At 46.8% G+C, this 26,723-nt stretch carries 19 protein-coding genes and 3 pseudogenes; 1 reads left to right on the top strand and 21 read right to left on the bottom strand.

Features of this window, described 5'->3' with window-relative positions:
- Positions 1–58: 58 nt before the first annotated feature.
- Together WH43_RS07800 and pmbA are read right to left on the bottom strand one after the other, a co-directional pair.
- The gene (locus WH43_RS07800; protein WP_053424073.1) at positions 59–589 is read right to left on the bottom strand and encodes a hypothetical protein; all 531 of its coding nucleotides are present in this window, start codon (positions 587–589) and stop codon (positions 59–61) included.
- 234 nt (positions 590–823) lie between these two features.
- Positions 824–2,170: a metalloprotease PmbA gene (gene pmbA / locus WH43_RS07795; protein ID WP_053424072.1), complete on the bottom strand. Its 1,347-nt coding sequence runs from the start codon at positions 2,168–2,170 to the stop codon at positions 824–826.
- A 287-nt stretch (positions 2,171–2,457) separates the two neighbouring features.
- Here pmbA and yjgA point away from each other — a divergent pair.
- Positions 2,458–2,984: pseudogene (yjgA, locus tag WH43_RS07785) on the top strand (ribosome biogenesis factor YjgA).
- A gap of 27 nt (positions 2,985–3,011) precedes the next feature.
- Here the strand turns inward: yjgA and pssA are convergent.
- The 19 genes and pseudogenes from pssA to WH43_RS07695 form a co-directional block, all read right to left on the bottom strand.
- Positions 3,012–4,355, bottom strand: a complete 1,344-nt coding sequence (gene pssA / locus WH43_RS07780; RefSeq protein WP_053424070.1) for a CDP-diacylglycerol--serine O-phosphatidyltransferase — start codon at positions 4,353–4,355, stop codon at positions 3,012–3,014.
- Between the two features lie 93 nt (positions 4,356–4,448).
- A complete protein-coding gene (tldD, locus tag WH43_RS07775; RefSeq protein ID WP_053424069.1) occupies positions 4,449–5,888 on the bottom strand; it encodes a metalloprotease TldD in 1,440 nt (479 codons plus the stop codon).
- Positions 5,885–6,724, bottom strand: coding sequence for a carbon-nitrogen hydrolase family protein (locus WH43_RS07770; RefSeq protein ID WP_053424068.1), 840 nt, complete (start codon positions 6,722–6,724; stop codon positions 5,885–5,887). Before WH43_RS07770 ends, tldD begins: the two co-directional genes overlap by 4 nt.
- The gene (locus tag WH43_RS07765; RefSeq protein WP_053424067.1) at positions 6,717–10,691 is read right to left on the bottom strand and encodes a YhdP family protein; all 3,975 of its coding nucleotides are present in this window, start codon (positions 10,689–10,691) and stop codon (positions 6,717–6,719) included. Before WH43_RS07765 ends, WH43_RS07770 begins: the two co-directional genes overlap by 8 nt.
- Positions 10,691–12,160 carry a ribonuclease G gene (rng, locus tag WH43_RS07760; protein WP_053424066.1) on the bottom strand — a complete coding sequence of 490 codons (1,470 nt, stop codon included), beginning with the start codon at positions 12,158–12,160 and terminating at the stop codon, positions 10,691–10,693. Before rng ends, WH43_RS07765 begins: the two co-directional genes overlap by 1 nt.
- On the bottom strand, positions 12,157–12,720 hold the full coding sequence (locus WH43_RS07755; protein WP_053424098.1) for a Maf family protein: 564 nt from the start codon (positions 12,718–12,720) through the stop codon (positions 12,157–12,159). The genes rng and WH43_RS07755 overlap by 4 nt, the downstream gene beginning before the upstream one ends.
- An 8-nt stretch (positions 12,721–12,728) precedes the next feature.
- The gene (gene mreD / locus WH43_RS07750; RefSeq protein WP_053424065.1) at positions 12,729–13,211 is read right to left on the bottom strand and encodes a rod shape-determining protein MreD; all 483 of its coding nucleotides are present in this window, start codon (positions 13,209–13,211) and stop codon (positions 12,729–12,731) included.
- A complete protein-coding gene (mreC, locus tag WH43_RS07745; RefSeq protein WP_053424064.1) occupies positions 13,211–14,098 on the bottom strand; it encodes a rod shape-determining protein MreC in 888 nt (295 codons plus the stop codon). The genes mreD and mreC overlap by 1 nt, the downstream gene beginning before the upstream one ends.
- Before the next feature lie 14 nt (positions 14,099–14,112).
- Positions 14,113–15,155 (bottom strand): annotated as a pseudogene (locus WH43_RS07740) (rod shape-determining protein).
- 203 nt (positions 15,156–15,358) lie between these two features.
- Positions 15,359–19,927 (bottom strand): DUF6701 domain-containing protein, encoded by a 4,569-nt coding sequence (locus tag WH43_RS07735; protein WP_053424063.1) that lies wholly within the window; start codon positions 19,925–19,927, stop codon positions 15,359–15,361.
- Between the two features lie 24 nt (positions 19,928–19,951).
- Entirely contained in the window at positions 19,952–20,404 is a 453-nt protein-coding gene (locus WH43_RS07730) for a pilus assembly PilX family protein (protein ID WP_053424062.1), read from the bottom strand.
- Positions 20,394–21,146, bottom strand: a complete 753-nt coding sequence (locus WH43_RS07725; protein WP_053424061.1) for a hypothetical protein — start codon at positions 21,144–21,146, stop codon at positions 20,394–20,396. The genes WH43_RS07730 and WH43_RS07725 overlap by 11 nt, the downstream gene beginning before the upstream one ends.
- Before the next feature lie 33 nt (positions 21,147–21,179).
- Positions 21,180–21,254, bottom strand: a pseudogene (locus tag WH43_RS21060) (prepilin-type N-terminal cleavage/methylation domain-containing protein); the annotation flags it as partial.
- On the bottom strand, positions 21,254–21,883 hold the full coding sequence (locus tag WH43_RS07720) for a type IV pilus modification PilV family protein (RefSeq protein ID WP_053424060.1): 630 nt from the start codon (positions 21,881–21,883) through the stop codon (positions 21,254–21,256). The gene WH43_RS07720 and the pseudogene WH43_RS21060, both read right to left, overlap by 1 nt.
- Positions 21,874–22,407: a pilus assembly FimT family protein gene (locus WH43_RS07715; RefSeq protein ID WP_082335716.1), complete on the bottom strand. Its 534-nt coding sequence runs from the start codon at positions 22,405–22,407 to the stop codon at positions 21,874–21,876. The genes WH43_RS07720 and WH43_RS07715 overlap by 10 nt, the downstream gene beginning before the upstream one ends.
- Positions 22,408–22,417: 10 nt before the next feature.
- A complete protein-coding gene (locus WH43_RS07710) occupies positions 22,418–22,960 on the bottom strand; it encodes a prepilin-type N-terminal cleavage/methylation domain-containing protein (protein ID WP_053424058.1) in 543 nt (180 codons plus the stop codon).
- A gap of 37 nt (positions 22,961–22,997) precedes the next feature.
- The gene (locus WH43_RS07705; RefSeq protein ID WP_053424057.1) at positions 22,998–23,651 is read right to left on the bottom strand and encodes a prepilin-type N-terminal cleavage/methylation domain-containing protein; all 654 of its coding nucleotides are present in this window, start codon (positions 23,649–23,651) and stop codon (positions 22,998–23,000) included.
- A 105-nt stretch (positions 23,652–23,756) separates the two neighbouring features.
- Positions 23,757–24,974 (bottom strand): type II secretion system F family protein, encoded by a 1,218-nt coding sequence (locus tag WH43_RS07700; protein WP_053424056.1) that lies wholly within the window; start codon positions 24,972–24,974, stop codon positions 23,757–23,759.
- Complete coding sequence (locus tag WH43_RS07695) at positions 24,974–26,719, bottom strand: GspE/PulE family protein (RefSeq protein ID WP_053424055.1); 1,746 nt, start codon at positions 26,717–26,719, stop codon at positions 24,974–24,976. Before WH43_RS07695 ends, WH43_RS07700 begins: the two co-directional genes overlap by 1 nt.
- Positions 26,720–26,723 lie beyond the last annotated feature (4 nt).

Raw genomic sequence — 26,723 nt, 5'->3', positions numbered from 1 at the left:
ATGTCACAACTGCAGGGAACAGTGTGACGAGCATATCTGATCATATACCCGCGCTATATTATTCCGCTTGCTTAGTAGGACAACTGGCTAATAACTGCTGTAAATGTGCCCCTAAATCTTGCTGGGCAAACTGCTGACTGGCAATGGCCATCTGCTTTAATGTCTGCAACGCCTGCTCTACACCTTGTTGTTCAATTAAGGTTTTAGCGTAAGCCGCTGCATCAGCACCACGTTGTAATAAGCCTGCAACTTGATCAAGCGTGACTTCCTGCTCCATCACCTGCTGTAAATCGGCCAGTAACTGTGACACCTTGGCCGACTCCACCAAAGCACCTTCCACGCTGATTAAACGACCAACCGGATCAGCTGCTAAAGTGGTAGCCACACAAGAAGCGACAGAGCCTGCTTCCGCGCCAGCGGCTACAGCTTCTAAACCCTGAGTACGGATTTGTTCTACCGCCCGCTGTAGCTGCTGATCTTTCGCCAGCCAGGCTTGTTCTAACTGCTGTTTTTCATCGCCAGCTAAGTAACCACAGCTGGTCAGTAAAAAAGACAAAGTGGCAGGTACTAAAAAATACAAAGATTTCATAACAAACTCCGGAAAAAGAACTGATGCTTTGTGGCTATAGCTGGGGGAAAAGTTCAAAAAAATCAAGGTGAAGTAAAAGAGGTCAGAGCCAAGGCTCTGACCACAACATATACCCAAGTTATTTGAAGATTCAGGGAGGCGACAAGTCAGTTAGACCCCAGGAGCATAGTTAACCTATGTGACTGGGGCGAAATGGCGCAGTCAACAAAGCTGCAGCTTCAAGGACGACGGGTATTAGTGACCAGCGATTTGCATCTGGCCTATCAATACAGAACCTGTCAGCACGCCACCACGAGGGTCAACGTCTTTGCCTATGGCCTGAATATCCATAAACATTTGCTGCAAAGTACCAGCTATAGTGATTTCGGATACAGGGAATTGAATTTGACCGTTTTCAACCCAGAAACCTGCAGCACCACGCGAGTAGTCGCCTGTGACTGTATTGACGCCCTGCCCCATCAGTTCTGTCACCAACAAGCCCGTGCCCATATCACGGCACAGCTGAGCTAAGTCGGCATCCCCATGTTGCACTAACCAGTTATGGATACCACCGGCATGACCCGTGCTTGGCAAACCTAACTTACGGCCTGAATAACTGGTGGTCAGGTAGGTATTTAATACGCCTTGATCCAGCACTGTTAAATCGCGGGTTTTCACACCTTCGCCATCAAAAGGACTGGAGGCTAAAGCTTGTTTTAAATGCGGGCGCTCAATAATAGTGACTTTGTCGGACATCACTGGTTGGCCTACTTTATCCAGCAAGAAACTGGATTTACGGTAAATACTGCCGCCGCTGATGGCGGAAACCAAATGACCAAAAATACTGCTGGCGATATCAGCACGGAAAATAACTGGTACTTTTTGCGTACCGAGCTTACGGCCATTTAAGCGTTGTACTGTTTCCATCGCCGCTTCACGGCCAATCTGAGCCGGGTCCAATAAGGCACCTAATTCACGGGCCACTGTGTAGCTGTAGTCGCGCTGCATATCATCGCCATCTTCACCAATCACCACACAGCTTAAACTGTGACGGCTGCTTGGATAACCAACTAACTGGCCATGACTATTGCCATAAACTTTTAAGCCCTGATGTGACGAAAAGGATGCGCCCTCCGAGTTGGTGATCCGCGCATCGTAAGCAAAAGCAGCCTCTTCAGAAGCTTTACACCATTCAATAGCCTGTTCGGTAGAGACCGAAGCCGGATGGAATAAATCCAGATCCGGCGGCGATAATTCCAGCCAGGCCGCATCAGCTAAACCTGCATGTGGATCTTCAGAGGTGTATCGGGCTATATCAATAGCAGCCTCTACAGTGCGTTTTAACGCAGCGGGGCTTAAGTCAGCGGTAGACGCCGAGCCTTTACGCTGGCCGACATAAATGCTGATGCCTAAACCACCGTCCTGATTAAACTCGACGGTTTCTACTTCACCATGACGGGTCTCGACACTTAAACCGCGAGTGCGGTTCATCGATGCTTCAGCACTGGTTGCACCTAATTGTTTGGCATGCGCCAGCACCTGGCTGACCGCATCTTTGACTTCGGCGATTTCTTGCCAGATTGTTATTTCGGTTTGACTCATCTGTTTTTATACCTACCAGAATTTTACGCTCAGCTTACCATAGTTCCACAATAATTGGACGCAGGGGTGGTCAACACAGCTGCCTAGATGTTGGACGACTCGGCCCAAAGTAATTGGAGTTGCAGCAAGGCGACAAGCGAACGAGATCCCAGGAGCATAGTTGTCTATGTGACTGGGGCTAGGAGTGCGGTTAACGCCGCTGCGGCTTCAAGTACGAAGGGCGCCGCTGCTATTGCTCGGGAGATCAGGTATACTTGCCACATTAAATAAGATGGTAAGAGAATTCTATGGCCGATATGACCGACTTTACCCATGGCGACGACTGGGATGTTGAGCATGGTAAGAGTAAAACCCAAGTCAAAAAAGAAATGACTGCGTTACAAAAGCTGGGCGAAGAGCTGGTGGCGTTAAGCCTGCTGCCCGCGCTAAGTTAGATTTAGATGAAGAGTTAAAAGACGCTTTAGCGCTGGCTGATAAGCTGGTGAAAAAGCACGAAGCATTGCGCCGCCATATCCAGTTTATTGGTCGTTTAATGCGTACCCGTGATCTGGAGCCTATAGAGCGTGCTTTGGCCGTGCTGCGTAATACCAATCAGGCAGCGACCCGTAAGTTTCACTTAGTAGAAACCTGGCGCGATAAATTGATTGCTAACCCGGACGCCTTAACTGAATTTGTTGAGGCATTCCCCGAAGTGGACGTACAGCAGTTACGTGCGCTTATTCGTAATGCCAAAAGAGAACAGGAAAAAGGTTTGCCACCTAAGGCGTTCCGTGAATTGTTCCAGCTGATTAAACCGGCTATTTTAGAAGATTAAAAAATGGGGTCAAATATGACCCCATTTTTATATCAACCGTTTCACCACTAAATCCGCACCTATACGGCGCAACTGACCTAACAGCTTTTGCACTACTTCCGGATAATCGCGTACTGTTTCAATTTCTGAATAATGCACAATTTCAGTGGCATGGGCTGTGATGACCTGTTTTTCCTGCTCCAGCAGAGTTTTTAACTGCTGCAACTCGTCTTCGACATAAATACCGTTTTCAAAATCCAGAGCAAAAGCACGAGGATTCAGGTTATGGCCTGTAAAAAGATGTTTGACACCATCTACACTCAAGCCTTTCAGATGGTAGCTGTTGTCTTCATGTTTCCACAGTTTGACGTGTAATAAACCTGCATCGATGAATTTTTGATTCGCGCGGACAAACTTACGCAAAATGGTTTCGTAGAAATAAGGCAGACCACCAATTTTGCTAAAACGCTGACCTGGCGGAATATAAAAATCGTTAGCAGTTTTATCGCCCACTACTATGGTCACTGTGACACCACGTTTTAAACATTTACGTAGCGCACGAGCCAAAGCCACAGGCGGATTAAAATAAGGGGTATAAATTAAGACGTCCTGTTGTGCCACAGAAAGCAAAGCAAGCACTGTACTATTCAGCTCGTTATTACGCCGTCCCAGGCCCATCAGCAAGGAAGCACGTAAAGCTGAATCGGTTTTATCCGCATACTGATAACGGGTGGCTTTGGCATGTTTGAGCCATAAACGTGACTGACGTTTCACCGCCTGACTGACATAGTCTTCATCGTCTAAGAGTTCAGGCGTTTGTTCCTCATCGCCAAATAATTGCTGATGCGCCTGCACTATGGCGTCTGTCATCACTTGATTTTGCAGCACTAAATAACGGTCAGCACGGTAACGGTTTTGTTCGGCCAGATAGACATTGTTCAGTGATGCACCGCTGTACAGCAGGGTTTGATCAAACACGAAACCTTTCAAATGCAGTACACCAAACAGCTCACGCTTTTTCACCGGCACGCCAATAATTTGGATAGGCAAGTCGTAGTCTTTGGCAATCTCACGATAAAAATCGTTGTTGGTGCGGGCGCCTTCCTGCCCAATCAGACCACGACGGGCGCGGTGATAGTCGACATACACAGTCACCTGTAAATCAGGTTTCTGCTGTTTAGCTGCAAATAAAGCCCGCAGAATTTGCTCACCTGCTTCATCAGCCTGCAAATACAAAGCCGTGATCACAATACGATGTTGAGCACGCTGGATCAAATCAAGCACTGTGCTTTTGTAATCGGCAGCTGACCACAATACAGAAACGGTTTCAGCCACCAGATCTGTTTTTGGCAATTTGGCCAGACGACGTCTGTTTAACAAAGTTTGTAACATAGCAGGCGAAATTCTCAGTCAGCGCTTAATTTTAAGAGTGGGATCTTGCCGTAAAACTGCTTGAAGGGACAGCCTTTTTTACGGCAAGGCAGGTTAAGCCGTACCACCTACCGTCATCGCATCCAGTTTTAAGGTCGGCTGACCCACACCGACAGGCAAGCTTTGGCCTTGTTTACCACAGACCCCAACACCAGCATCCAGCGTCAGGTCGTTACCCACCATAGACACCTGCTGCATCGCCTCCGGGCCATTACCAATCAGAGTTGCGCCTTTAATAGGGGTGGTAATTTTACCATCTTCAATCAGATAAGCTTCTGAGGCTGAGAATACAAACTTGCCTGAGGTGATATCCACCTGACCACCACCAAAATTCGGTGCATAAATGCCTTTTTTCACGCTGCCAATAATTTCTTGTGGGTCATATTCACCGGCCAGCATGTAAGTATTGGTCATACGAGGCATAGGCAAATGGGCAAAAGACTCTCGACGGCCGTTGCCTGTTGGCGCCACGTTCATCAGCATGGCGTTGTGCTTATCCTGCATATAACCTTTGAGAATGCCGTTTTCGATCAACACGTTGTATTGGCTGGCAGTACCTTCGTCGTCGATATTCAGCGAACCACGGCGATGAGCCAAAGTGCCGTCATCGACAATAGTGCAGTGCTTGGATGCAACCTGCTCCCCAATACGACCCGCAAAAGTAGAGGAACCTTTGCGGTTAAAATCCCCTTCCAGACCATGACCAACGGCTTCATGTAACAGCACGCCAGGCCAGCCAGAGCCTAATACCACAGGCATAGTGCCGGCTGGAGCGTCTACAGCTGTTAAGTTGACCTGAGCCATACGCACGGCTTCGCGGGCATACCCTTGCCAACGCGGTGAGCCATTCACATCTTCAAGGAAATACTGATAGTCAGTGCGAGCGCCACCACCGCTGCCACCGCGTTCACGGCGACCATTGTGTTGCAGCAGCACTGAACAGTTTAACCGTACTAAAGGACGGATATCTGTTGCAAAAGTGCCGTCAGAGGCAGCTACCAATATTTCTTCATACACACCGGACAAACTCACAGCGACCTGTTCAGCACGGCTATCGAGACTACGGATATAAACTTCCATCTGCTTGAGTAGCTCAACCTTGGCAGTGTTATCCAGACTTTGCAGTGGCTCACAAGGTAAATAAATTTCTGGTTGAGTTTGCTGCTTAAAGACCTGTACAGTGCCTTGTTGCCCTACAGCTGCTATACCACGAGCTGCTTCTGACGCTTGTTTTAAGGCAGCTGCAGAAATAGAGTCGGCATATGCAAAGCCGGTTTTTTCACCACTGATGGCGCGAACCCCCACACCCCGTTCGATGTTAAAAGAGCCGTCTTTGACTAAACCATCTTCCAAACCCCAGGATTCATGCACACTGGACTGAAAATATAAGTCAGCGTAATCCAGCTTGTGCGCAAATAAAAAGCCTAAGCTTTGCTGTAAATCACTGGCGCTTAAGTCACTGGCGCTTAACAGGTTATGTTCGACCTTACTCATACTTTGAACTCACTTTGAAATCTGTTGTGGTGCCTTACCGGCATTTTCTCTGCCAGCTGCTGGCAATAATCTAAATCAATTTCGACACTCAGCACCATTTCGCTGCTGCCATCGGCTTCGGCCAGAATGCGGCCCCAAGGGTCGATAATTAAACTATGGCCATAAGTCTGACGACCATTGATATGAGTGCCTACCTGAGCAGGTGCAACGACAAAACTCTGGGTCTCTATGGCACGGGCTCTTAACAAGGTATGCCAATGTGCTTCCCCTGTCACAGTAGTAAAAGCCGAAGGTACAGCCATCACATTCATGCCTTGAGCCGCTAAAGCCTGAGCTAAACCTGGAAAACGCATATCGTAACAAATCAGCATGCCCAGTCTTAAATCGCCCAGCTGGGTCAGAGTTAGTTTTTTACCTGCCATAGTAGTAGCTGATTCCAAATACTGCTGACTACTGTCGTTGACTAAGGCATCAAACAGATGAATTTTCTGATAATCCGCCAGTAATTCACCTTCAGGGCTGTATAACAGACTACTTGCGGCAAAACGCTTTGGATCAGAAGTACGGGTTGGCAAAGTACCAACCAGTAAATACAGCTGATATTTTTTTGCTAAAGTCGCATAAGCACTTTGCAAAGTGCCTGCGCCTAAGGTTTCCGCCAGTTGCAGATTTAAACCATCAGGGCCGGCAAATACGGCCACACCTTCGGGTAAGACCGCCAGATGCTGTTCTGCTTTAGGTAACTGTGCCAGTAATTGATCCACTTTGGCCAGATTGGCTAAAGCATCAGGGCCACTGGTCAGTTGTACTGCAGATAAACGCCAGAGGTTAGCCATTGGCTTTGTCCTTGGTTTTGCTGTTGGCGGCAGGCTTGGCAGGCTGTTGCTGCGACTCTTGCTCCTGCTGCAAACGTAAGCGTTTTTCCTGTTCGGCTTTTAACAAATCAGAACGTGGAATTTCAACTTCAGTTGTATGACGAGCCACTTCAACCACTTCAGGCTGATCAAAGTTACCTGTCACGACAAAATTCACTTTTGAAATGACTTCAGCCGATTCCACAATTTCGTCCAGAGCTAAAGCTGCCAAACCGGTCGCAGGGTTAAACTGCAATAAGGCAACTAACACAGGCAAACTTGAGGTGATCTTGGGTAAAAATGCCATCTGATAATCCAGCTGACGGGTGACTAAGTCGGCATAACCCTGAATTTCAATTTTACCTGCTGCACCATCCACCATGGTATTGTTGGTATGGGCCACACCTTTATCCAGCTGTAAATCACCTTTCATTTCAGTGTAGAAAAAGCCTTTGGAGAAAATATCCCTGAAGTCTAGCTTCAGCTTACGCACCAAAGAACCCAAACTAAATATCGACAATAAACGTGCACCTTTGTCGCTGACCTCGGACAAAGAGCCTTCCCCCAACTGCCAGTTCAGTTTGCCGCCTAAAGTGGCATAGTTAAACTGGGTAGGCCCACCAGCCCAACTTAAATCATCAATGCGAACTTCAGCAGAACTGCCTGCTACGGCCGAGCTTAAATGGTAATCTTTCATCAGTTGACCAAAATCAGGGCTGATTAAGCTAGCTGATAATGTGGTGACACCTGCTTCCGTATCTTTTTGCCACTGACCTTTGATACTTAACTGATGCTTTTTGTAACGTGATTCAAAGCTCTGAATCGTTAAGCGCTCGCCATCAGATTCGGTTTGCATTGTCAGTTGGCCTAAATCAAAAGGCCCAAACACACAACTTTTACAATCCAGTTTGATAGGTGGTAAGTCGGCCAGCCATGGCATAGGTTCGGGTTTCACCACATCAGCCAACGCTTTGGCAATTTGTTGCTCTTTCGTCAGCTTTGCCAGAGATTCGGCAGCAGCCAAGGCTTCAGCTTCGGCTTTCAACGGGTCATAAGGGAATAATTTCAAAAACTCCAGATTGGCTTCTATCCCCTGCGCCATCAAGTCTTTTGCAAACTGTAACTGGCCTTTGGTTTGAGTGGAATTGATGTCCACGACCCAAGAATTGGCTTCCGGCTTCAGCTGCAGTTGTACCTGATCAAAGCTTATCTCGTCCGTCACCTTCAGCGTATTTACTTTGGCTTTGACGGAAGTCAAAGCAGGCAAGAGTCCGGTTTCATCCGATTGCTGACTGACTTGATGACGAATCAGCTCAAACCAAGGCATAAAGTCGGTTTTATCCAGATTGGCACTGATGGTAAAACCATCGGCAAAACCGGCATTTTCTTTGTCGCCTAAACTCAAATGGGCACGACCTATCTGCCCCTGCTCATGCACATAACTGGCGTCAAAAAATACTAAATCCTGATAAGTTAAGGCGATGACTGAATTATCCTGACTACCACTGGACGACCAGAATACAGTGCCCGCCTGGCCTGACTTTTTCGCTAAAGGCGCTGGCAGCAGTAATTCGGTATCGGTCAAATCCAAGGCTAAATCAGCCTGATAGGTATAGCCTTCACCTGCTAACAACAAGTCCAGCTTAAACTGCCAGTTCAGAGGGCCTGCTGCAAAGTGCTCCAGTTGAGGTGCTAAACTCAATAGCAGTTCCTGACTATTCTGCAAACCCTGGCTTAACAAAGACACCTTGTAGTTATCTTGTTGCTGCTCACCACGAAAGCCAAACTGCACAGGAATATTACTGATAAAGAGCTGTAAATCATCAGCTGTCAAAATGTCGTTATGAAACGAGAGCCGACCTGTCAGGTTTTCACCAACTAAAGCTGGAGCCGACAAAGCCACTCCATTGCGCTCAAAGTCGATAGCACCTTTGATATCTACTGTTGGTTCATTCAGGCCAATGCTCAGACGCACGTCACCTTTAACTGGACCTGTGACGCCTAAATAAGCCAGAGTTTCCCCAACAGAATCGTGCAAAGGTGAAGCCTGCATTAGGGTGGTGACTTGTTCCGCCAGCAATTGTTGTTTGATATCGATGATCAGCTTATCGGCGTTATATAAATCAGGAATACCAACCTGCACCCCTTGTTCTACAGGCGCATCCACCAGATAACCAGATTTGCTGCTGATTAGCATGGCCGCATTTTCAAAAAACAGTTCAGCCGACAAATCCGTTAAACTGGGCCAGTTTTCATCAAATAAAAACTCAGCATTGGTCACCTCAGCCACTGCCTGAAATACACCGTCTTTTTCAGCATAAGGGTAAGCAGAAAAATCACCGGACCATAATACTTTCCCTGAACTGACATCCCCCGAGACCAGCGCTGGTTTCAGGTAATTAATCACAGACTCCGGCATATAAAATTTCGGGAAAAACTGTTCTGCGTTTTGCACCGGTACGCCATGCAGCTCTGCAACTAAATCCATGTCAGGTTTATCGTCCAGATTGACCACTAGTTCAGCCTCGAGGCTAAAAGCGTCCTGCCACAAACTTAAGTAAGGCACTAAGATTTGCCAGTTGCCAGCGCGCTTGCGCCAGGCCAGCTCTAATTCAGCGCCTTTGTACGTCCAGTCTTTGCTAAAAGCCTCTCCCCACTGCAGTGCACCGTCTTGTGCTTTTAAGCCCAGCCAGCCAAAATGAGGGGACGCAACAAAACGGCCGTTAAAGCCTTTGACACCAGGCACATCAGCCACTGGTGCTGAAGAGAATTCATTAAATTGACCGGACAAGTACCACTGATCACGTTCTGTAACCAGATCCACTCGATCAATTTTACCATCCAGTTGATAAGCAAGCAGAGACTGCAGTTGCTCGGACCCATCAGAAAACAGTTCCAGCAAAGGACGAGCAACCCCTAACTGCAGATGTTGTAACGAGGCCTGATAACCCAATTCATTCTGACTCAGCTGCAACTGTAAACCTGGCCAGCTTTGACTGCTGTTACTCAGCGTCATAGGGCTTGAGCTTAAGTTCCAGCCTTTAGCCATAGGCACCCAACGCAGATAACCGTCAGACAAAGCAACTTTATTCCAGACGCCATCTTTCAGCCAGCCAACGTTGTTGTCGGATAAAGCCACATCTATTTGTTGTAACTTGCCGGCTTTAATATCGCCCCAGGCGGCAAAGTTCAGTTTGGCGCTGTTAAGCTTGCGGGTTTGAGGTAATAACTGCTGAAACCATGGCAATAAATCCAATTGCTGGCTGGCCAGATACAGCTGGCCCTGAGCTTTAGAGGGTTCGCCTGTTAAATCAATGATAAAAGACAAAGTATTGGCCGTGACATCAGCCACAGACAGCTCGCCCCAGCCCTGATGACGCTCCCCCTCGTTTTGCCAGTTCAGCGCTTTGATATCCAAGCGGATATCCTCGTCCTGGGTGTTGTGAAACACCAGCTGGCTATCGAGCACGGAGAAATGTTGTAGCTGTTTAAAAAACAGATCCTGCAAGGCATCAAATAGCTGTTGGTTATCCGTAGGAGTGGCGACCCCAGTGCCTAGCCAACGTTGAGCATCCACTCTGTAGGTTAAGCCTGTCAGTTCAAAATGAGCAGCACTGAGTTTCATGGTGCGCAGCGAACGCCAGAAATCTAAACGAATACCGGTTTCCTGGACTGTTAACTGCGGCTGATAACTGCTGTCGAGAACTTCCAATTGCTGTAACACCAAAGCGGGGCCGGTGCCCTGCCAGCCAGCAGATAAAGCGCCAATCCTTACTTCAGTGCCGTATTCGGCTTTGATCCACTGCTCAATATCGGTTTTATAACCAGGGGCATACGGCAAGCCAAAACGTAAGGCTGAGACTAAGGTGGCCATCAACACCACGAAGATAGCAAAAAAGATCCAGAGCTTGTGTAAGCAATACAACCAGGCCTGTTTTACTGTTCGCACTACATCATCACCACGTCAAATTGTTCCTGACCGTATTGAGGTTCGATCACGACACTGATTTGTTTACCAATAAAAACTTCAAGTTCAGCCATGCTATGAAATTCATCATTTATCAATGCATCTTTTACCGCAGGTGATGCATAGACTACAAATTTATCTGCCACATAAGCACGGTTCACCCGGACTATTTCCCGCAATATTTCAAAACAGACAGTTTCGACTGTTTTTAAACTACCACGCCCCTCACAAACAGGGCATTCGCCACAAAGCACATGCTCTAAACTCTCCCGAGTACGTTTGCGGGTCATCTCCACCAAACCCAGCGCAGAAAAACCATGAATATTGGTTTTGGTTTTATCCCGGCCCAAAGCCACTTCTAAACTATGCAACACGCGCTTCTGGTGCTCTTCGCTTTGCATGTCGATAAAATCGATAATGATAATGCCGCCCAGATTGCGTAATCGCAACTGACGCGCTATGGCCTGGGTGGCTTCGATATTGGTGTTAAAAATGGTTTCTTCTAAATTACGATGGCCAACAAAAGCACCGGTATTGACGTCTATAGTGGTCATGGCTTCGGTTTGGTCGATCATCAGATAACCACCACTTTTCAGCATAACCCGACGTTCCAGCGCGCGCTGGATTTCATTTTCTACATCGAATAAATCAAACACAGGCCGCTCGCCCGGATAATACTCCAGTCTGGCTGTCATCTCTGGCACAAACTCTTCAGTAAAAGCATGTAGTTGCTGATAAGTCAGCTTACTGTCGATTCGCACCCGCTCCAGATCAGAGCCGACAAAGTCACGCAAAATACGATAAGCCAGCGTCAGCTCTTCGTACAACATGGTTTCTTTGCGGGCATTTTTCTTACGTTTTAAAACTTTGGCCCATAACTTTTGTAAAAACTTACCATCGTGCAGCAGTTCATCTTCACCTGCCCCTTCAGCTGCAGTACGAACTATGTAGCCACCAGTTTCATCCAGACAAGTGCTGACAATATCTTTCAAACGCTGACGCTCAACTTCACTTTCAATACGCTGAGAAACACCAACATGAGCCGAACCAGGCATAAACACCAGATGACGACTGGGTAAAGTGATATCAGTGGTTAAACGGGCGCCTTTGGTGCCGAGAGGATCTTTCACCACCTGCACCAGCAAATACTGGCCTTCGTGCACCAGCAAACGGATATCTTTTACCGGACCCGCTTTGAGTTCAGCGTCCGCTATGTTTAAACCTGCAGTGACAATATCTGAGGCATGTAAAAAGGCGGCTTTATCCAGGCCTATGTCGACAAAAGCGGCCTGCATACCAGGCAAAACGCGACTGATTTTGCCCATATAAATGTTGCCGACCAGACCATGTTTGGCCTGACGCTCAATATGCACTTCCTGCAAGACACCGTTTTCAATCAAAGCAACCCGGGTTTCACTTGGGGTGACGTTGATCAATAATTCTGCGCTCATCGCTGCTCCTTCAGAGCCTGCAGCAACTGGGCTGTTTCATACAAAGGCAAACCGACTACGGCAAAGTAACTGCCATCGATGCGTTGTACAAATTGACCAGCCAGTCCCTGAATACCATAACCACCGGCTTTATCAGCCGGCTCGCCTGTATTCCAATACCAGAGTATTTCCTGTTCGGACAGCTGTTTAAACCAGACTTTAGTCGCGACTGTCGTGCTGATGACTCCCTGCTCTGTCGCAATAGCAACAGCAGTTTTTACCCAATGACTACGACCTGACAATAATCTCATCATGCGCTGAAAATCAGCCTCGTCCACAGGTTTACCTAAAACTAAGTCATCGACCTGCACTATAGTATCTGCACCCAGAGTCGGCAGCGGTAGCTGTTGACTCTGATAGCCAGCCAGAGCTTTTTGCTCCGCTAAACGCAGTACGTACTGATCGGCGGTTTCGCCCATTAATTGAGTTTCATCAATAGTGCCACTGACCAGCACAAAATCCTGCTGCAACTGGCCTAATAATTCGCGGCGACGGGGGGAAGCGGAAGCAAGGGCTATCATAAAGACACTCAATGAATTTTAAACTGGCGACGGATACGGCGTAATAACCAGAAGATCCAAGGCCAGACCGCAGCACCAGTCACTACAGGCCATAAATAGGCCATAGTAAAGACCACGCCAGTTAAGAAATGACTGAGCCAAAAGATAAAATAATGATAAAACGCTAAAAACAGCGCTATAACTAAACTTTGCTGCAAAATGGAGAAATTACGGATTTTCAAATGGTGTGCAGAACAGAAATAAATAATGACAGAGTAAGCTAAAGCGTTGACGCCAAGCACAGTACCGACCAGCACATCCAATAAAAAACCAACGACAAAAGCAGTACCTATACTGACTCGAAATGGCAAAGCCAAAGCCCAGTAAAACAATACCAATAAAGGCCAGTCGGGGCGGAATAGTTTCACCATAGCGGGTAAAGGCACCACAGCCAATACCAGCGAAAACATCAGAGATAAATACACCAGATACAAACGATGTGACTTTTCCATCAGAAATCTCCTGCCACAGCGGACGCTTCAGCATCAGGCGGGGCGATTTGCTCGTCAATTTCCGGTTTAGCTTTAGGCCAGACTAATAACACATAACGAATACGATCAAGCTGAGCATAAGGCCGGGCATATACCTGCAAAAACGGCTGCTGCGCATTACGGCTAATTCGTACGACTTCAGCCACCGGATAGCCTTCGGGGAAAATACCGTCCAAACCCGAGGTGATCAGCTTGTCGCCTTGCTGAATATCTGCGCTGTGCGGAATATGCATCAGCTTTACTTCATCCGACTGGCCCAAACCTTCAGCCACTACGTGATCGCCATTCCGCTCGACCCGCAAAGAGATAGCATGAGTAGTATCAGAAATCAGTAAAGCACGGCTGCTGGTAGGCCCCACACTGACAATTTGTCCCAGAACCCCTAAATCATCGATTAAAGGTTGCTGTGCCACTACGCCGTCGTTGCTGCCTTTGTTGATCACAATCTGGTTACTGAACGGATGACTGTACACAGCCAGCACTTCGGCAACCAGACGTTTGCTATCAGCCACAGGCACTGAGCCTAACAGTGAACGCAGTTTGTCATTTTCCTGCTGTAAAAATTGCAGGCGCTGCATCTGGGTATTTTGCCGCAGCAAAGTTTCACGCAGCTTCTGGTTTTGCTCCAGTAAACGCTGGTGAGACATAAATTGCTCGGAGGCATCAGACAACATGGCTTGAGGTAAATTGGCCAGATAATACAAAGGACTCACAGTTGCGGTTAAATAACTACGCAACTGTGTGGAACTATCGGTAAATCTGTCCAGCGTCATTAGCCCAACACTACACAAGACTGCAAGAAACAGTCGTAATGGCAGAGATGGGCCACGCTCAAAGATAGGTTTCATTCAGGACTGACTTGTTAGTCGTAACTAAACACATCACCGCCATGCATGTCGATCATTTCTAAAGCTTTACCACCACCACGAGCAACGCAGGTCAGCGGGTCGTCAGCTACAACCACAGGAATACCGGTTTCTTCCATCAACAGACGGTCTAAATCACGCAATAATGCGCCACCACCTGTTAACACCATGCCGCGCTCTGAAATATCAGAAGCCAGCTCTGGTGGAGACTGTTCTAAAGCCACCATAACGGCAGAAACGATACCAGCTAAAGGCTCTTGTAAAGCTTCTAAAATTTCGTTGCTGGTCATAGTGAAACTGCGAGGCACACCTTCAGCCAGATTACGGCCACGGACTTCAATTTCCAGAATTTCGTCGCTTGGGTAAGCTGAACCAATTTCTGTTTTGATACGCTCAGCTGTGGCTTCACCAATCAGAATGCCGTAGTTACGACGAATATAGTTGATGATGGCGTCGTCAAACTTGTCACCACCAATACGAACTGATGAGGAATACACCACACCGTTCAAAGAGATAATAGCAACTTCAGTAGTACCACCACCAATGTCGACCACCATAGAACCAGTCGCTTCAGATACAGGTAAACCTGCACCTATTGCAGCAGCCATTGGCTCGTCAATTAAGTAGACTTCGCGTGCACCAGCACCCTGAGCAGATTCACGGATAGCACGGCGTTCAACCTGGGTAGAACCACAAGGCACACACACCAGTACACGTGGGCTTGGACGCAGAAAACTGTTGCTGTGTGCTTGTTTGATAAAATGCTGCAGCATTTTTTCAGTCACATAGAAGTCGGCAATTACACCGTCTTTCATAGGACGAATGGCTTTGATATTGCCAGGAGTACGGCCAAGCATACGCTTGGCGGCGTGGCCAACGGCCGCAACACTCTTTGGTCCGCCAGTTCTTTCCTGACGAATAGCAACTACTGAAGGCTCGTTTAATACGATACCCTGATCTTTTACGTAAATGAGTGTATTGGCTGTCCCCAGTCGATCGACAGATCATTTGAAAACAGACCACGCAATTTATTTAACATGGAACAGACTAATCCTTTTAACTAAGAGGTGGTGACACAAGGTGCCCGACGAAATGGTGCTTATTTTAAGTAACAAAACGCCAAGAAAATAGCTTTATCTTTAGTTTTTACCAAATTAAACCAAAGCTATTGAAAAGCCAATTGTTTCGTCATCAGACAAGGCAGATGAATTTAAGTTTTGTCAGCACTGAATTAGTTTTAGTTCAGTCGCTCCTGCCAGAAGATTTGGCGTTTATTGCCTGATACCGACCAAACTGAGCTTCTGCTGCAGGGTTTGTGAGTACCGTACCGCCATTCCACGGGAACTGCAGATAATTGAGCGCTGGTGGGATCTGGTATTGCATAGTGGCAGTACCGGGCACTCCTGGCGCTGGAATGAAAATACCAGAAAACGGATTTTGTCCTGTGACCAAAGTTCCGGACGTGCCGCCTTTTAAGGTGGTAATGCCTGTTACATTTAAGTTACTTGCTGCATAGAGGGAGCAATTATCATCTAAATTGCGCTCAAACCGGCTGCCATTCCAATACTGGCTTTGCAACACGATAGGCAAGTCTTCGTCTTCAGGGCCTGAAGCGTTTAACAGTGCAAAACGGCCATAACGCATATCCAGAGTCCCACTGAGAGCCTCAGCAACACAGCTACTGCCACAGGCCCCTGCACTGGTCGGGTCCATATCTTTTACCTCTAAGCTCCTACCATCCAGAGCATCAGTAATCTGAATACCAGCTTTTAACGACGAGTAAGGGCCGTCGGGTAGAGCTGGCTTGCTAAAGCTCAGATCGGTATGCATCAACTTATATTCCCCGGCTACCCAACTCGACGCCGGAACATTAATTCTGCTACTGAGGCTTGTACCGTTGTCAGCATTTTCCAGCACCACAGAAGGCACAGCGAGCACGCCATAAGCTGGACCGTAGTTCTGAGTAATTTCACCAGCAGAATTTCTGGCCTGAAGTTCGTAAGCCAGTTTTATCGCAGGTTGTCCCATGTAAGTGAACGCTGCACAGCTATTCTCAAGGGTGGAACTGGCCAAGCTGTAATGCTTCGGATAGAAACGCCCCACTATGTAAGGAACACTGCTAAAAGCAGCACCTGAACCTGTGCCTAAATAATCATTATCCGCAACTCTGGCCAACACACTGAAACTACCTGCTTCATTCCAACCGAAACCGGAACTATTGAACATTCCGTTTGTTATTTTGGTAAAAGTAGCGCCTTGAGTGAAAGTTCCATCGACGCCTCCGGCAGGGTGCACCAATTGGCCAAATTCTACGGCAACAGTTTCGGGAGCGGTAGTCTCATTACCATAGTTAGGAGTGACGGCTCCCAGTGCATTCACAGCAGAAACATCAAGCTGGAAAGGTTCTCCCGCTGCAATAAAGCCTGGCCCAGTATCCAGGCTTTGCGGATTTATTGTATTAACAGGATTTGTAGGGTCAGAAGTATCTGAAAATAAAGCGTTAGTGACATTAATACGATAAGGACGAACCACAAAATCGCTAAAACCACTCAAAGTAACAGCAGGATTATTACCTGCTGCAGGTAACGACAGAGATGCAGATAACCTTAATTGCCCTACATCACTGTACTCAATACCCAGGGGGGCAAAACCCTGATTATCAAAGGTAAGACTAACGTTTTTAGTGTTCCCTTCTTCAGAACCATTGAAGATCGTGCTGGTCGTTGCCGAAGTAGTATTATCTATGAGTGTAAGAGTCTGGCCAGGAACACAACTTATCGGATTACTGCAGTCAAAAGACATAGCTACATTGCGGGTTCCTGTAGTTCTGGCTTCACAAGTCATAGTATCAGTATTAGTTTTAACCGCTCGTAAATAGCCGCCGCCTTGAACAGCTGCAATCTGATTTGCTATGCCTGCCGTTGATGTTTTATCCCGATAAAACTTAAATCCTGCATTACTGAAGTTAATTTTACAGCCAGAGGTGCTGCACACCGCAGGATTAGGCGCTCCAGTCAGTGACAGTGTGGTGTCACCTGGATTAGTCTGGCGTAAATAAACTGTAGTACTAGCTGTAAATGTAAGATTATTTCCCCCAACAAAAGTACCGCCGTTACTTGCGCTGATCGTAGTGCTCACCGGGCCTGCTGCCAATACGCTACAAGAACTATTAGCGCAGGCCTTAATTTCAATAGTTTCGGCTTCGCAAGTCAGGCCTTTATTCGCATACACTAATTCAAAGTGATGTACTTGATTGCCTAACTCTATAGGCGTAGAAGGTTTCTGAGTACAAACCTGGATATTGGTAATTTCGTGGAAGTTGGTATTATCGCCCGTCGAACCAGTGTAAGACAGCAATAAATTGGCAGGTGGAACTGGCTGGCCTAAGGCTAATAAATTTGTAGAAGTTAATAAAGTACTGTAAGTAGTTCCGCCAGCAAGACGACGCTCTAGCTGAAAGGCAACAGCGGTTGAACTTGAGGCTGTGGAATCTATAGTAATTCTGTATCTGTCACCACGGCCCAGGCTGCTGCCCGATGCACTGAGTGCCGGAGACAATGTCGTAGTACCACCCAGCCAGCCGTAACTGGTGCTGCTCGCAGCCCTTACTCCTATAGCATTAGGTCGGGCCGAAGTGCCGCCAACCCGCCCTTCTGTTGCCTGAGAGAAGCTACCGTATTCATCAAAGCCTATCCCCAGCCAGCCGCCAGCGAAACCACTTTGACTTGGGCTGACATTAGTGCGCTGCGCATAGCCCAAACTGCCACCATAACTACCAGGAATCGGAGTGACTGAAGCGTCAGATAAAACCAACGCAATACCATCAGCGCCATTCGTACCACCACCATAAGCATAGTGGTCAAATTCTATGGTCATTTTATTACCAGCAGCAGGAAAACTGCGTTTAAAGGTAATAGAGGTCGATTGATTTTTTATGTTTTCAGTTAACCGCAACCGACTGGGCGATGTTCTGAGTGAAGGGGAGGTACTGTTGCGTTGAGTCAGGTACCAGTTGGTATCGCTGGTGAAGTTTTCATTGAAGCATTCGTTAGTGCAGCTGGCAGTTTGTTGGTACATGGCTTGAATTTCTGCCGCAGTAGGCTCATGAGCAAAAAACTTTACCTCATCAATCTGACCACGAATGCCATTGTCTCCGTCTGGCAAAGCGCCAATAGATAAGCCGGTATCCCCATCATTAGGCGTGCGATCGCTGTTGCCATTACCTATAGTTGCATTGGGCGTATTGCTAACTAATACATTGTTGACATACAAACGCAGCCGCTTATTTTGTTTACTGTAACTTACAGCAATATGTTTCCATTGCCCGTCGAATATGCCTGAGCCATTCACTTCTACATAACGTAAGTCTTCGCTTTGCATCCGCACGGCAAAACGTAACCGTCCTGCAGAAGTGCGTAATAGCTCAAAACGTCCGTCATCGTCGTCCTCTACGCCGTCTTCATCTCCATAAGCCAGAATCACCTGCCGGCTACCCGACTGCTGAGACGCATTCATTTTTAGCCACAAGGCAAAACCAAAATCATCGGCGTTATGAAAATAAGCATTCCGCTCAACATAAACATGGGGGTTATTCGACGACGACGATCCGCGCAGGAAAGAACCAAAGGTACAAGATGCAGGTGAGGGATCAATCACAGAAGTGGCAGCACCATAACGCGCAGTACCATGCCTAAGGTTGACTGAGGAATCAAGCACCTGATTCGATGCGCCTGTCCATTGCGCTTCATCGAACTTCCAATACGCATCTGCAGCTGGCGGCGGTGCTGTCTGGCACAGGGAGGGTGTAACAGATTTATAATCACAATCACCGTAGATAGCACTATCTGGCCAGTTCCCTGTAATGGTTCCCCAGTCAGTTCTTACTGTGACATTACCGTAGACAATTGAATCTGTTAGTTTTACATGGTGTAACCCTTCAGGGAAATTATCCGTGGTTTCAATATCACCGTAGATTGTACTGTCATTGACTTCCACCAGATAACGAGCCTGCAAATTCCCATGCACTTCAGCGCCATTATTGACAAATACTCTATTGGAGTTAGTGACATTGGCCGTGATATCACCACCGTTAATAGTGACATTGTTTGAGCCAGCGCTGATATTACCTGACAGCATAGTGACATTGGTCAGAATAATTTCGTTGTTCCCTGCGCTTAAGTCACCTGTTACCGTACTATCACTTATATTGATACCGTTGTTACCCGCCAGGATCCCGGCATGGATAACAGCGCCGCCTGAGACTGTAACCTTACAGCATTGCACATTTATATGGCCAAATGCCTGACCACCGGAAAAAGTTACAGCGCCGTTGCTTGAGGTAACAGTGCCCATCACTGTTGAATTAGTGGATTGAACTGTCCCACTGACACTGATACTACCATGCACAATGGTATTATTTGTTAAAACAACATTCTGAGTGCTACCACCACCAATTGAGCTATATAAAACGGAGTTATTCAGCTGAATAGTCCTGCCACTCTCGGCAGTCAGAGTTATAGGGTTAGTGCTGTTACCTAAAGTAACACCAGTCAGATTCACTCCATTGTTAGAATGAATGGTTATTGCTGTACTGGATGTAATTACATCACCCTGCAGCAAAGAAAAAGGCTGATTCCAGGTACATGTATAAGTAGTGCCATTCCAACTACCCTGATTACCACTGCACAATGCCGGCCGGTTTGGAGGAGTAAGGTTATAGGTCGCCGCACTCGCCTGCGACATGCTTAGCATTGTTAAAACAATCAGCAGAAAAAACAGGTGGACAGAAGTCGCTACTGCATTACATTTCATAATTCACTGCCCTGAAACAACACATCACTGCCACACTTCCATTTCCAGAGTTCTTGAACTTGTATAACTGCCCTCACCGCAACGACTGATACTGGTCAGGTAATAATGCCTGCGGCCTGCGTTTGTATCATTACTTTCCACGCAGCTGACTTCTGCTTTACATTGAGCTAAACCTAGAACAAAAAAATTATACTCTTTGTCCAGACAAACCAGAGGTTCACTTATCGCTGTGTCATCAGAAGCTGACGTTTTTCGCTGTAAGGGATAAAGCTCAGCTAAACCCAGTTCTAAACCACTTTGAGCGGCAAAGAAAGCCCTGATGCCTAAAACTTCAGTTGAGACCATGCTTGAACTGCTAATAACTAACCGACTTAATGCAGCGACAAGTAGCCCCATAACCACCACAATAAACAAGGCGACCATCAGCATGGATCCTTGTTGTTTTTTTAATGAAGAAGCCAGGTGATTAGGGCACATTGGGAATATGGATCTCCTGATTAAAAAACAGATCATCCGCAAAATTACTGCTAAAGCTTAAAACCACATGGACAACCGAAGAGCGCTTTAGTACTCCATCTTCATAGGAAAATGGCTTAAGGCCCTGGTTCGGATTGAAAAAAACATCAGTGGCCATCAAAGAGCCTGCTGCACTATCCAAATCACTCACTTGTGGCAACTGCTGTAGAAGCCCGTAATCATCAAATCTATACACATCATGTAGATAGATATTAGTAGCTGCAGGTTTAGCCACTAAACAATAACGAACAGGAAAGTCCCAGACAAAAAAGCGCTGATTAGGTGAAGCCTGAGGAAAACCTATTAGAGTTGCCGAGTTAAATTCCAGTTTAACTCTTTGACCTGAGCTTTCATCTACAGCTGTTGCAGCTTTGAGCTCTAATGTTCTGTTTTTACTGTAATAATGCTCAGGCTGTGTGGGATACACAGTGATGAAATCACCTTCAGCAATCAAAGAGGAAAAATTCGTCACACTGTTACTTTGGCCACTAAAAAACGTCATGTCTAAAGCTGTTGCGGCGTTAACACCTGGTAGCTCTGTATAACGTCCGGCAAACTTCAGCGGAATAAACTCAACACAACGTCCATCGCTGGAAATACGGACACTATTGGGTAACGCATTACGTAGCTCACGGGTTAAACGTTCGATCACAAACCTGCTCTGACTTAATAAACGCTCGCGGTCGGCAGATTGCGCATACATCTGTGCTCCGTTTCGCAGAAATCCCAGGCTGAGCGTAGAAACTATCCCCAAAAGAATAATGACCAATATCAGCTCAACTAAACTAAAACCCCGCGAAGCGCTCACCATCACCAGTTCCCCCTGTAGGCAGAAAAATCTATGGTTTCACCAGAGGGTGTTGTAATACTTACCACTATAAGTTTGAGTTGTCGCTCCAGACAAAACTGATAAGGATCAGGAGCTAGAGTGCAGTTTTGGTTATTGATGATGCCATCCCTGTCACCGTCATAGCCCACTCTGACAGCGACTCCATAATTGCGGTAACTGGCCAACAGTGAATTATCAATAATATTTGCGATAGCAGCGCCATCAGAACTAAAGCCATCAAAATCATCGACATCATCAAAACTCTGACGGTCTTCACAACTGCTTCCACTACAATCTGCTGGGAAAACTAATGAGCCCGCAGCAAGCACTGGTGTAGTACAAGATACAGAGCCCTGCTCTGCGCTGGCATCACAACGATATTCACCACCAGCCCGGTCTGAATTCTCATCAAAAGAGCGAGCCAGAATTTCATTTAAAAAGCTATGACCCAGCTCGGCGGCCCGGACTCTGTGCCAGGGATCTGCGCTTTGCTTATAGAGAGGCCCCAAGCTCGCTGTAATCACCAGCAAGGCAATAGCGAGCACCACTATACCCACAATGATTTCAATCAGAGTAAAACCTTTGGGTAAAGAAAAGGGCTTTAGGTGCATGTGTGAATAAAGCCTTCAGATTCAATACATACTGCGGCATTAGTAACGCCCCGAATAACAAAACGGACACCATTACCGTTAAACAAAGCCTGAGATAAATTAGTATCTTCCACAGGTTTGCCAAGTGAATTAAAACGAAAACGCAAAGGAGGACTAAGTTCTGCACCACCATTACTGGCGTTAAATAAACTTAACCTAATGTCACTGCCTGAAAGAAGCAGTTGATCGGCATCGTTTTGCTGCTGAAGACTAAAAGAAGATGTGGTGCTACAAGGATTTAGTGCTGCGGAACCTAACTGCGAAGCAGTAAAAAGTACCTGATGGCAGGCATTAGGATCGGTATTTTGCATGGCCCGATTTTGCATCAAACGCAGCACAGCTATTAATTGATCCTGAACTGTAATTTCCTCGGTGCCAGCTTTACCCAAAAACTTAGGTAAAGCTGTGACCGAGAGAATGGCAATCAGTATCATCACAACAATCAGCTCAATCAATGTAAAGCCGCGTTGCATTGAATACTTCATCGCTTATGTCTTAGTTACAACCAGAGTTCTTGACCTCCACTAAGGCAGCTTCAGTGCTCGTTGCCGGCGTATACTCGACACGACAATCTGAGTTAGCCAGATCTGCAGCATTATTAGCAATAAAAACTTTGGTTCCCGCCACAGGCGTTGCGCCGCCAGTCGAAGGCTCAAGAGCAACTGCAATACCATCACTGAACTCGGCAATAGCTGTTACGCTCGCTGTATCAAGTGCTGGAGAGCCGTAGGTGAGCTTGAATTCGTTAGTATCGCATTCATCATTGCTTGTGCCGGCATCCGCTATAACGACATTACTATTAGCATCAAGACAAGCTAAAACAGCTTTATTTAAACCAGCAATAATAGCTTTGCCTTCCACTATCTTTAAACCAGACTTCAAACTACCTGCAACGCCATCCAGCACTGACGCTTTCGCATCACCTTGGAAATTCAAAAACCTTGGTGCTGCAGTCACCGCCAAAATACCCAAAATGACGATTACGATAATCAGTTCAACTAAGGTAAAACCTTGTTGAGTTTTATTGATAGATTTCATACTTCTTCCCTATAATTTAGTAATTAAAATTTATAAATTAAGCTTTGTTCTTGAATACAACGACGCTGCCCGTCGCTGGATTATATTTAAAGCCATTCAGATTAGCTTCGTCACCAGGAGCCGGTCTCGCATTAATACCTGCCACCTGGTAGTAAAAACACACATTTGCAGAGCTAGGAGATGTGCTTGCAGCGCCTTCCTGTACAAACAAGGTAGCCGCAGAATCACGAATCGCCTGAAGAGTCGGGGCTGTAGCACTGGTTGCCACTACAGAAGCTGGTCCGTTTTGTAAAATGACATTCAGTATTTCCTGACAACGCGCATTAGTAATATCGGTAATCTCGCTACCGTTATCATCATCTGCGGCCCCAGTCGGGTAACCCCGGCTAATACCTGCAGCAGTACTGGTACCATCAACCAAAATACGCACGTTATCAATAGACACGCTAGTTGTATCAGGGTCATTTCCCGCGCCAGTAGAACCATTAGCAGAAGGACGGCCCTCTACTTCCCATTGGCCACGCACTAAGCCAACAGCAGATGCGAAGCCGCCTGCGATACCATCAATGGATGCCTGTTCAGCCTGCTCAGTAACATCCAAAAAACGTGGCAATGCTGTTGCTGCCAATAATCCCAGAATTATCACTACAATGATAATTTCGATAATAGTGAAACCGCTCTGTCGTCTCATTTTATTAACTCCATATCTTTATTTGTTAGTTTATCGCTAATTGCGTCTATTTTACTCACTATTATGAACTTGTCTTACATTTTTTTCATTTTTACCGATTATTTACTAACTACCCTTGTATGCGTTGAGCATATCCCACATCGGGGTAAAAATGCCTAAAGCTAAAATCAGCACCATACCCGAGACGATACAAATTAAAATAGGCTCAATTTTTGCCGTCAGTGACTTTAGATCGTACGCCACTTCTCTTTCGTAAAAAGATGCGACTTCAGTCAACATATCGTCAACCTGGCCTGTTTCCTCGCCTACCGCTAACATTTGCAGCACTAAAGGCGTAAATAATTCACTTTGTACCGCCACCCGCAACAAGCTTTCGCCACGCTCAATATTTTTCCGCATCTCGCGGATTTTTTCTGCCATATAATCATTATCTACCGCTTCGGCGACCAGCGTTAAAGCTGAAGTTAAAGGTACACCGGCTCTGAGCATCATAGAAAAGCTACGGCTGAAGCGTCCTAATGTGGCCCTGACAATAATAGACCCCATCAAAGGCGTTTTTAGTTTCCAGTAACTCCACTGATAGCTGCCTTTCTCCGTCTGCAAGTAAAGTTTCAGCGCCCACACCAGGCCTATCAGCACAGCCAGCATCCATTGCCAGTAATTGACAAAAAGATTAGAACTGGCCAGAAGCACCTTAGTCGCCCATGGTAACTCCGTATTAAATTTGGCAAACATGGTGGCGAATTGTGGTATCACCAACATATTCATCAGCACCATGGCAACAGCAATAGCAAAAAGCACAAAAGTTGGATAGCGGGTGGCTTGTTTAATTTGCTTTTTAGTTTCCATCTCCTGCTCAAAATAGCTGGAAAGTTGCAAAAAGGATTCGTCTAAACGACCGGTATTTTCACCCACATGCACAATGGACACCACCAAACGACTGAATATTTTCGGGTGCTGCGCCATAGCCGCAGATAAAGTGCGGCCTTTTTCTAACTGCTCGGCTAAATCGAACAACACCTTATTCAACGCGGCAGAACTGGTGCTTTCGGCCAAACCAACAATAGCGCGGATAATAGGAATACCAGCTTTCATCAGCGAGTACATCTGACGCGAGAAAATAATCAGCTCGGTCATACTGACCAGCTGCCAGGGCCAGACAATAGCTGTACCGGCCTGTTTCTCTTCCTGTAGTTGTATTTTGATAGGGATCTGGCTACGTTGTAACAACAGATCAGCCACAGCGGCTTCACTACTGGCTTCAATACTACCGTTGACAGACTGGCCTTGCCTGTCTCTGGCTGTGTAGCTGAAGGTGGCCATTAGTTAGCGTCCCATTCTGCAACATCCGTAACAAGAGGCTCTTCCAGTTCCAGGTATTCAGAGACTTTAATCACTTCTTCAATACTTGTCAGGCCCTGCATGGCATAATCCAGCGCCATATCCCCCAAAGGCCGGAAGCCTTCGTTGTTGCGGGCAGCGATGGCAAAACCTTCGGCATCACTGCGACGCAATGCATCCGCCAATTCACGGTTCATCACCAGTAACTCAAATACGCCGATACGGCCTGAATACCCCGTGTAGTTGCAGTTCTGACAGCCTTCACCACGCCAGAACTGCTGGTTCGGTGTGATATGTTTATGCTGTAACCAACTGATTTCAGAAGAATCCGGTGTGTAGTTTTTTTTACAATGAGAACATAAACGTCGCACCAGCCGCTGCGCCAGAATAGCCCGCAAAGCGCTGGCTACTAAATATTCAGCAGCCCCCATATCGATTAAACGTAAGGTACTACTGATGGCATCGTTGGTGTGTAAAGTGGATAACACTAAGTGACCTGTTAAGGCACCTCGTAAGCCAATTTCCGCCGTTTCCTGATCACGCATCTCACCGACCATGATGATATCGGGATCCTGGCGTAAGCTGGTTCTTAATACATTGCTAAAGGTCAGGCCAATTTTGTGATTGACCTGAACCTGATTGATACGGGGCAGACGGTATTCCACCGGGTCTTCTACGGTAATAATTTTATTACCTTCTTTGTTCAGTTCGCTGAGCATGCCGTACAAGCTGGTGGTTTTACCCGAGCCAGTAGGGCCTGTGACCAAAATCATGCCGTGAGGGGTTTTTAGTATACGGCGCAAACGTTTAAGCAGTGCATCCGGCATACCGGTTTGCTCCATCGTCAGTAAACCTGCCGACTGATCCAGCAAACGCATCACCACCGACTCACCATATTGCACAGGCATAGTCGACATCCGCACATCTATAGTGCGGCCTTTAATCTTGATTTGAAAACGGCCATCCTGCGGCAAGCGTTTCTCAGAAATATCCAGCTGCGCCATCAGCTTTAAACGCAAAACCAAAGCCGGCACTATGCTGACTTCTTTTAAGACGTTTTCCTGCAACACACCGTCTACCCGCTGGCGAATGCGCAGCAGCTTTTCATCCGGTTCGATATGAATATCCGAGGCCCTTACCTGCACTGCATCTTCGAAAATAGATTGCAGCAGTTTAACAATAGTGTTGTCGTTGTCTGTTGGATCGCTTGAGGCACCAAAATCCAGAATATCGGTTTCGGCATATTCCTCTTTGAGCTGAGTGGCAAAACTTTCAATTTGTTTGGTACGGCGGTACAAACGATCAAAAGCACTGATCAGCTGACTTTCCCGCACTATGGCGATAGAAATGTCTTTTGGCGCCAGCATAGGCGCAATCTGATCAAGTACAGACAAATCGGCCGGATCGCTCATACCCAACAACACAGAACTGCCCCGGTCTTCCAACACTAAAGCGCGGAAACGACGGGCATGCACCTCGGGCAGCAAAGCCACAGCTTTGGGGTCAATTTGCTGCTGGTTAATATCCAACAAGTCCACTTTGAGTTGCTGGGATAAAAACTGCAGCAACTGATCTTCAGTTAAAAACTGCATATCAATCAGGCTGCTACCCAGCTTACGGCCTGTTTTTTGCTGCTGCGCTAAAGCTTGCTGTAATTGCTGTTCGGTGATGATATGTTCATGCACCAACAAATCGCCAAGCCGCATTTTCAGTCTGGGTTTTAACATAAAA

The sequence above is a fragment of the Rheinheimera sp. KL1 genome, assembly GCF_001275035.1.
GTDB classification, from domain to species: domain Bacteria; phylum Pseudomonadota; class Gammaproteobacteria; order Enterobacterales; family Alteromonadaceae; genus Pararheinheimera; species Pararheinheimera tangshanensis.
The sequence above is the reverse complement of the archived record's forward strand: the minus strand, read 5'-3'. Positions and strand labels throughout refer to the sequence as shown.

Coding starts and splice junctions, on each gene's coding strand:
- rng (WP_053424066.1), bottom strand. CDS start 12,160: ATGAGCGCAGAATTATTGATCAACGTCACCCCAAGTGAAACCCGGGTT.
- pmbA (WP_053424072.1), bottom strand. CDS start 2,170: ATGAGTCAAACCGAAATAACAATCTGGCAAGAAATCGCCGAAGTCAAA.
- WH43_RS07770 (WP_053424068.1), bottom strand. CDS start 6,724: ATGGCTAACCTCTGGCGTTTATCTGCAGTACAACTGACCAGTGGCCCT.
- WH43_RS07695 (WP_053424055.1), bottom strand. CDS start 26,719: ATGTTAAAACCCAGACTGAAAATGCGGCTTGGCGATTTGTTGGTGCAT.
- WH43_RS07720 (WP_053424060.1), bottom strand. CDS start 21,883: ATGCACCTAAAGCCCTTTTCTTTACCCAAAGGTTTTACTCTGATTGAA.
- WH43_RS07735 (WP_053424063.1), bottom strand. CDS start 19,927: ATGAAATGTAATGCAGTAGCGACTTCTGTCCACCTGTTTTTTCTGCTG.
- WH43_RS07700 (WP_053424056.1), bottom strand. CDS start 24,974: ATGGCCACCTTCAGCTACACAGCCAGAGACAGGCAAGGCCAGTCTGTC.
- WH43_RS07710 (WP_053424058.1), bottom strand. CDS start 22,960: ATGAAATCTATCAATAAAACTCAACAAGGTTTTACCTTAGTTGAACTG.
- mreC (WP_053424064.1), bottom strand. CDS start 14,098: ATGAAACCTATCTTTGAGCGTGGCCCATCTCTGCCATTACGACTGTTT.
- pssA (WP_053424070.1), bottom strand. CDS start 4,355: ATGTTACAAACTTTGTTAAACAGACGTCGTCTGGCCAAATTGCCAAAA.
- WH43_RS07755 (WP_053424098.1), bottom strand. CDS start 12,720: ATGATAGCCCTTGCTTCCGCTTCCCCCCGTCGCCGCGAATTATTAGGC.
- WH43_RS07800 (WP_053424073.1), bottom strand. CDS start 589: ATGAAATCTTTGTATTTTTTAGTACCTGCCACTTTGTCTTTTTTACTG.
- WH43_RS07730 (WP_053424062.1), bottom strand. CDS start 20,404: ATGTGCCCTAATCACCTGGCTTCTTCATTAAAAAAACAACAAGGATCC.
- tldD (WP_053424069.1), bottom strand. CDS start 5,888: ATGAGTAAGGTCGAACATAACCTGTTAAGCGCCAGTGACTTAAGCGCC.
- WH43_RS07725 (WP_053424061.1), bottom strand. CDS start 21,146: ATGTATGCGCAATCTGCCGACCGCGAGCGTTTATTAAGTCAGAGCAGG.
- mreD (WP_053424065.1), bottom strand. CDS start 13,211: ATGGAAAAGTCACATCGTTTGTATCTGGTGTATTTATCTCTGATGTTT.
- WH43_RS07715 (WP_082335716.1), bottom strand. CDS start 22,407: ATGAAGTATTCAATGCAACGCGGCTTTACATTGATTGAGCTGATTGTT.
- WH43_RS07705 (WP_053424057.1), bottom strand. CDS start 23,651: ATGAGACGACAGAGCGGTTTCACTATTATCGAAATTATCATTGTAGTG.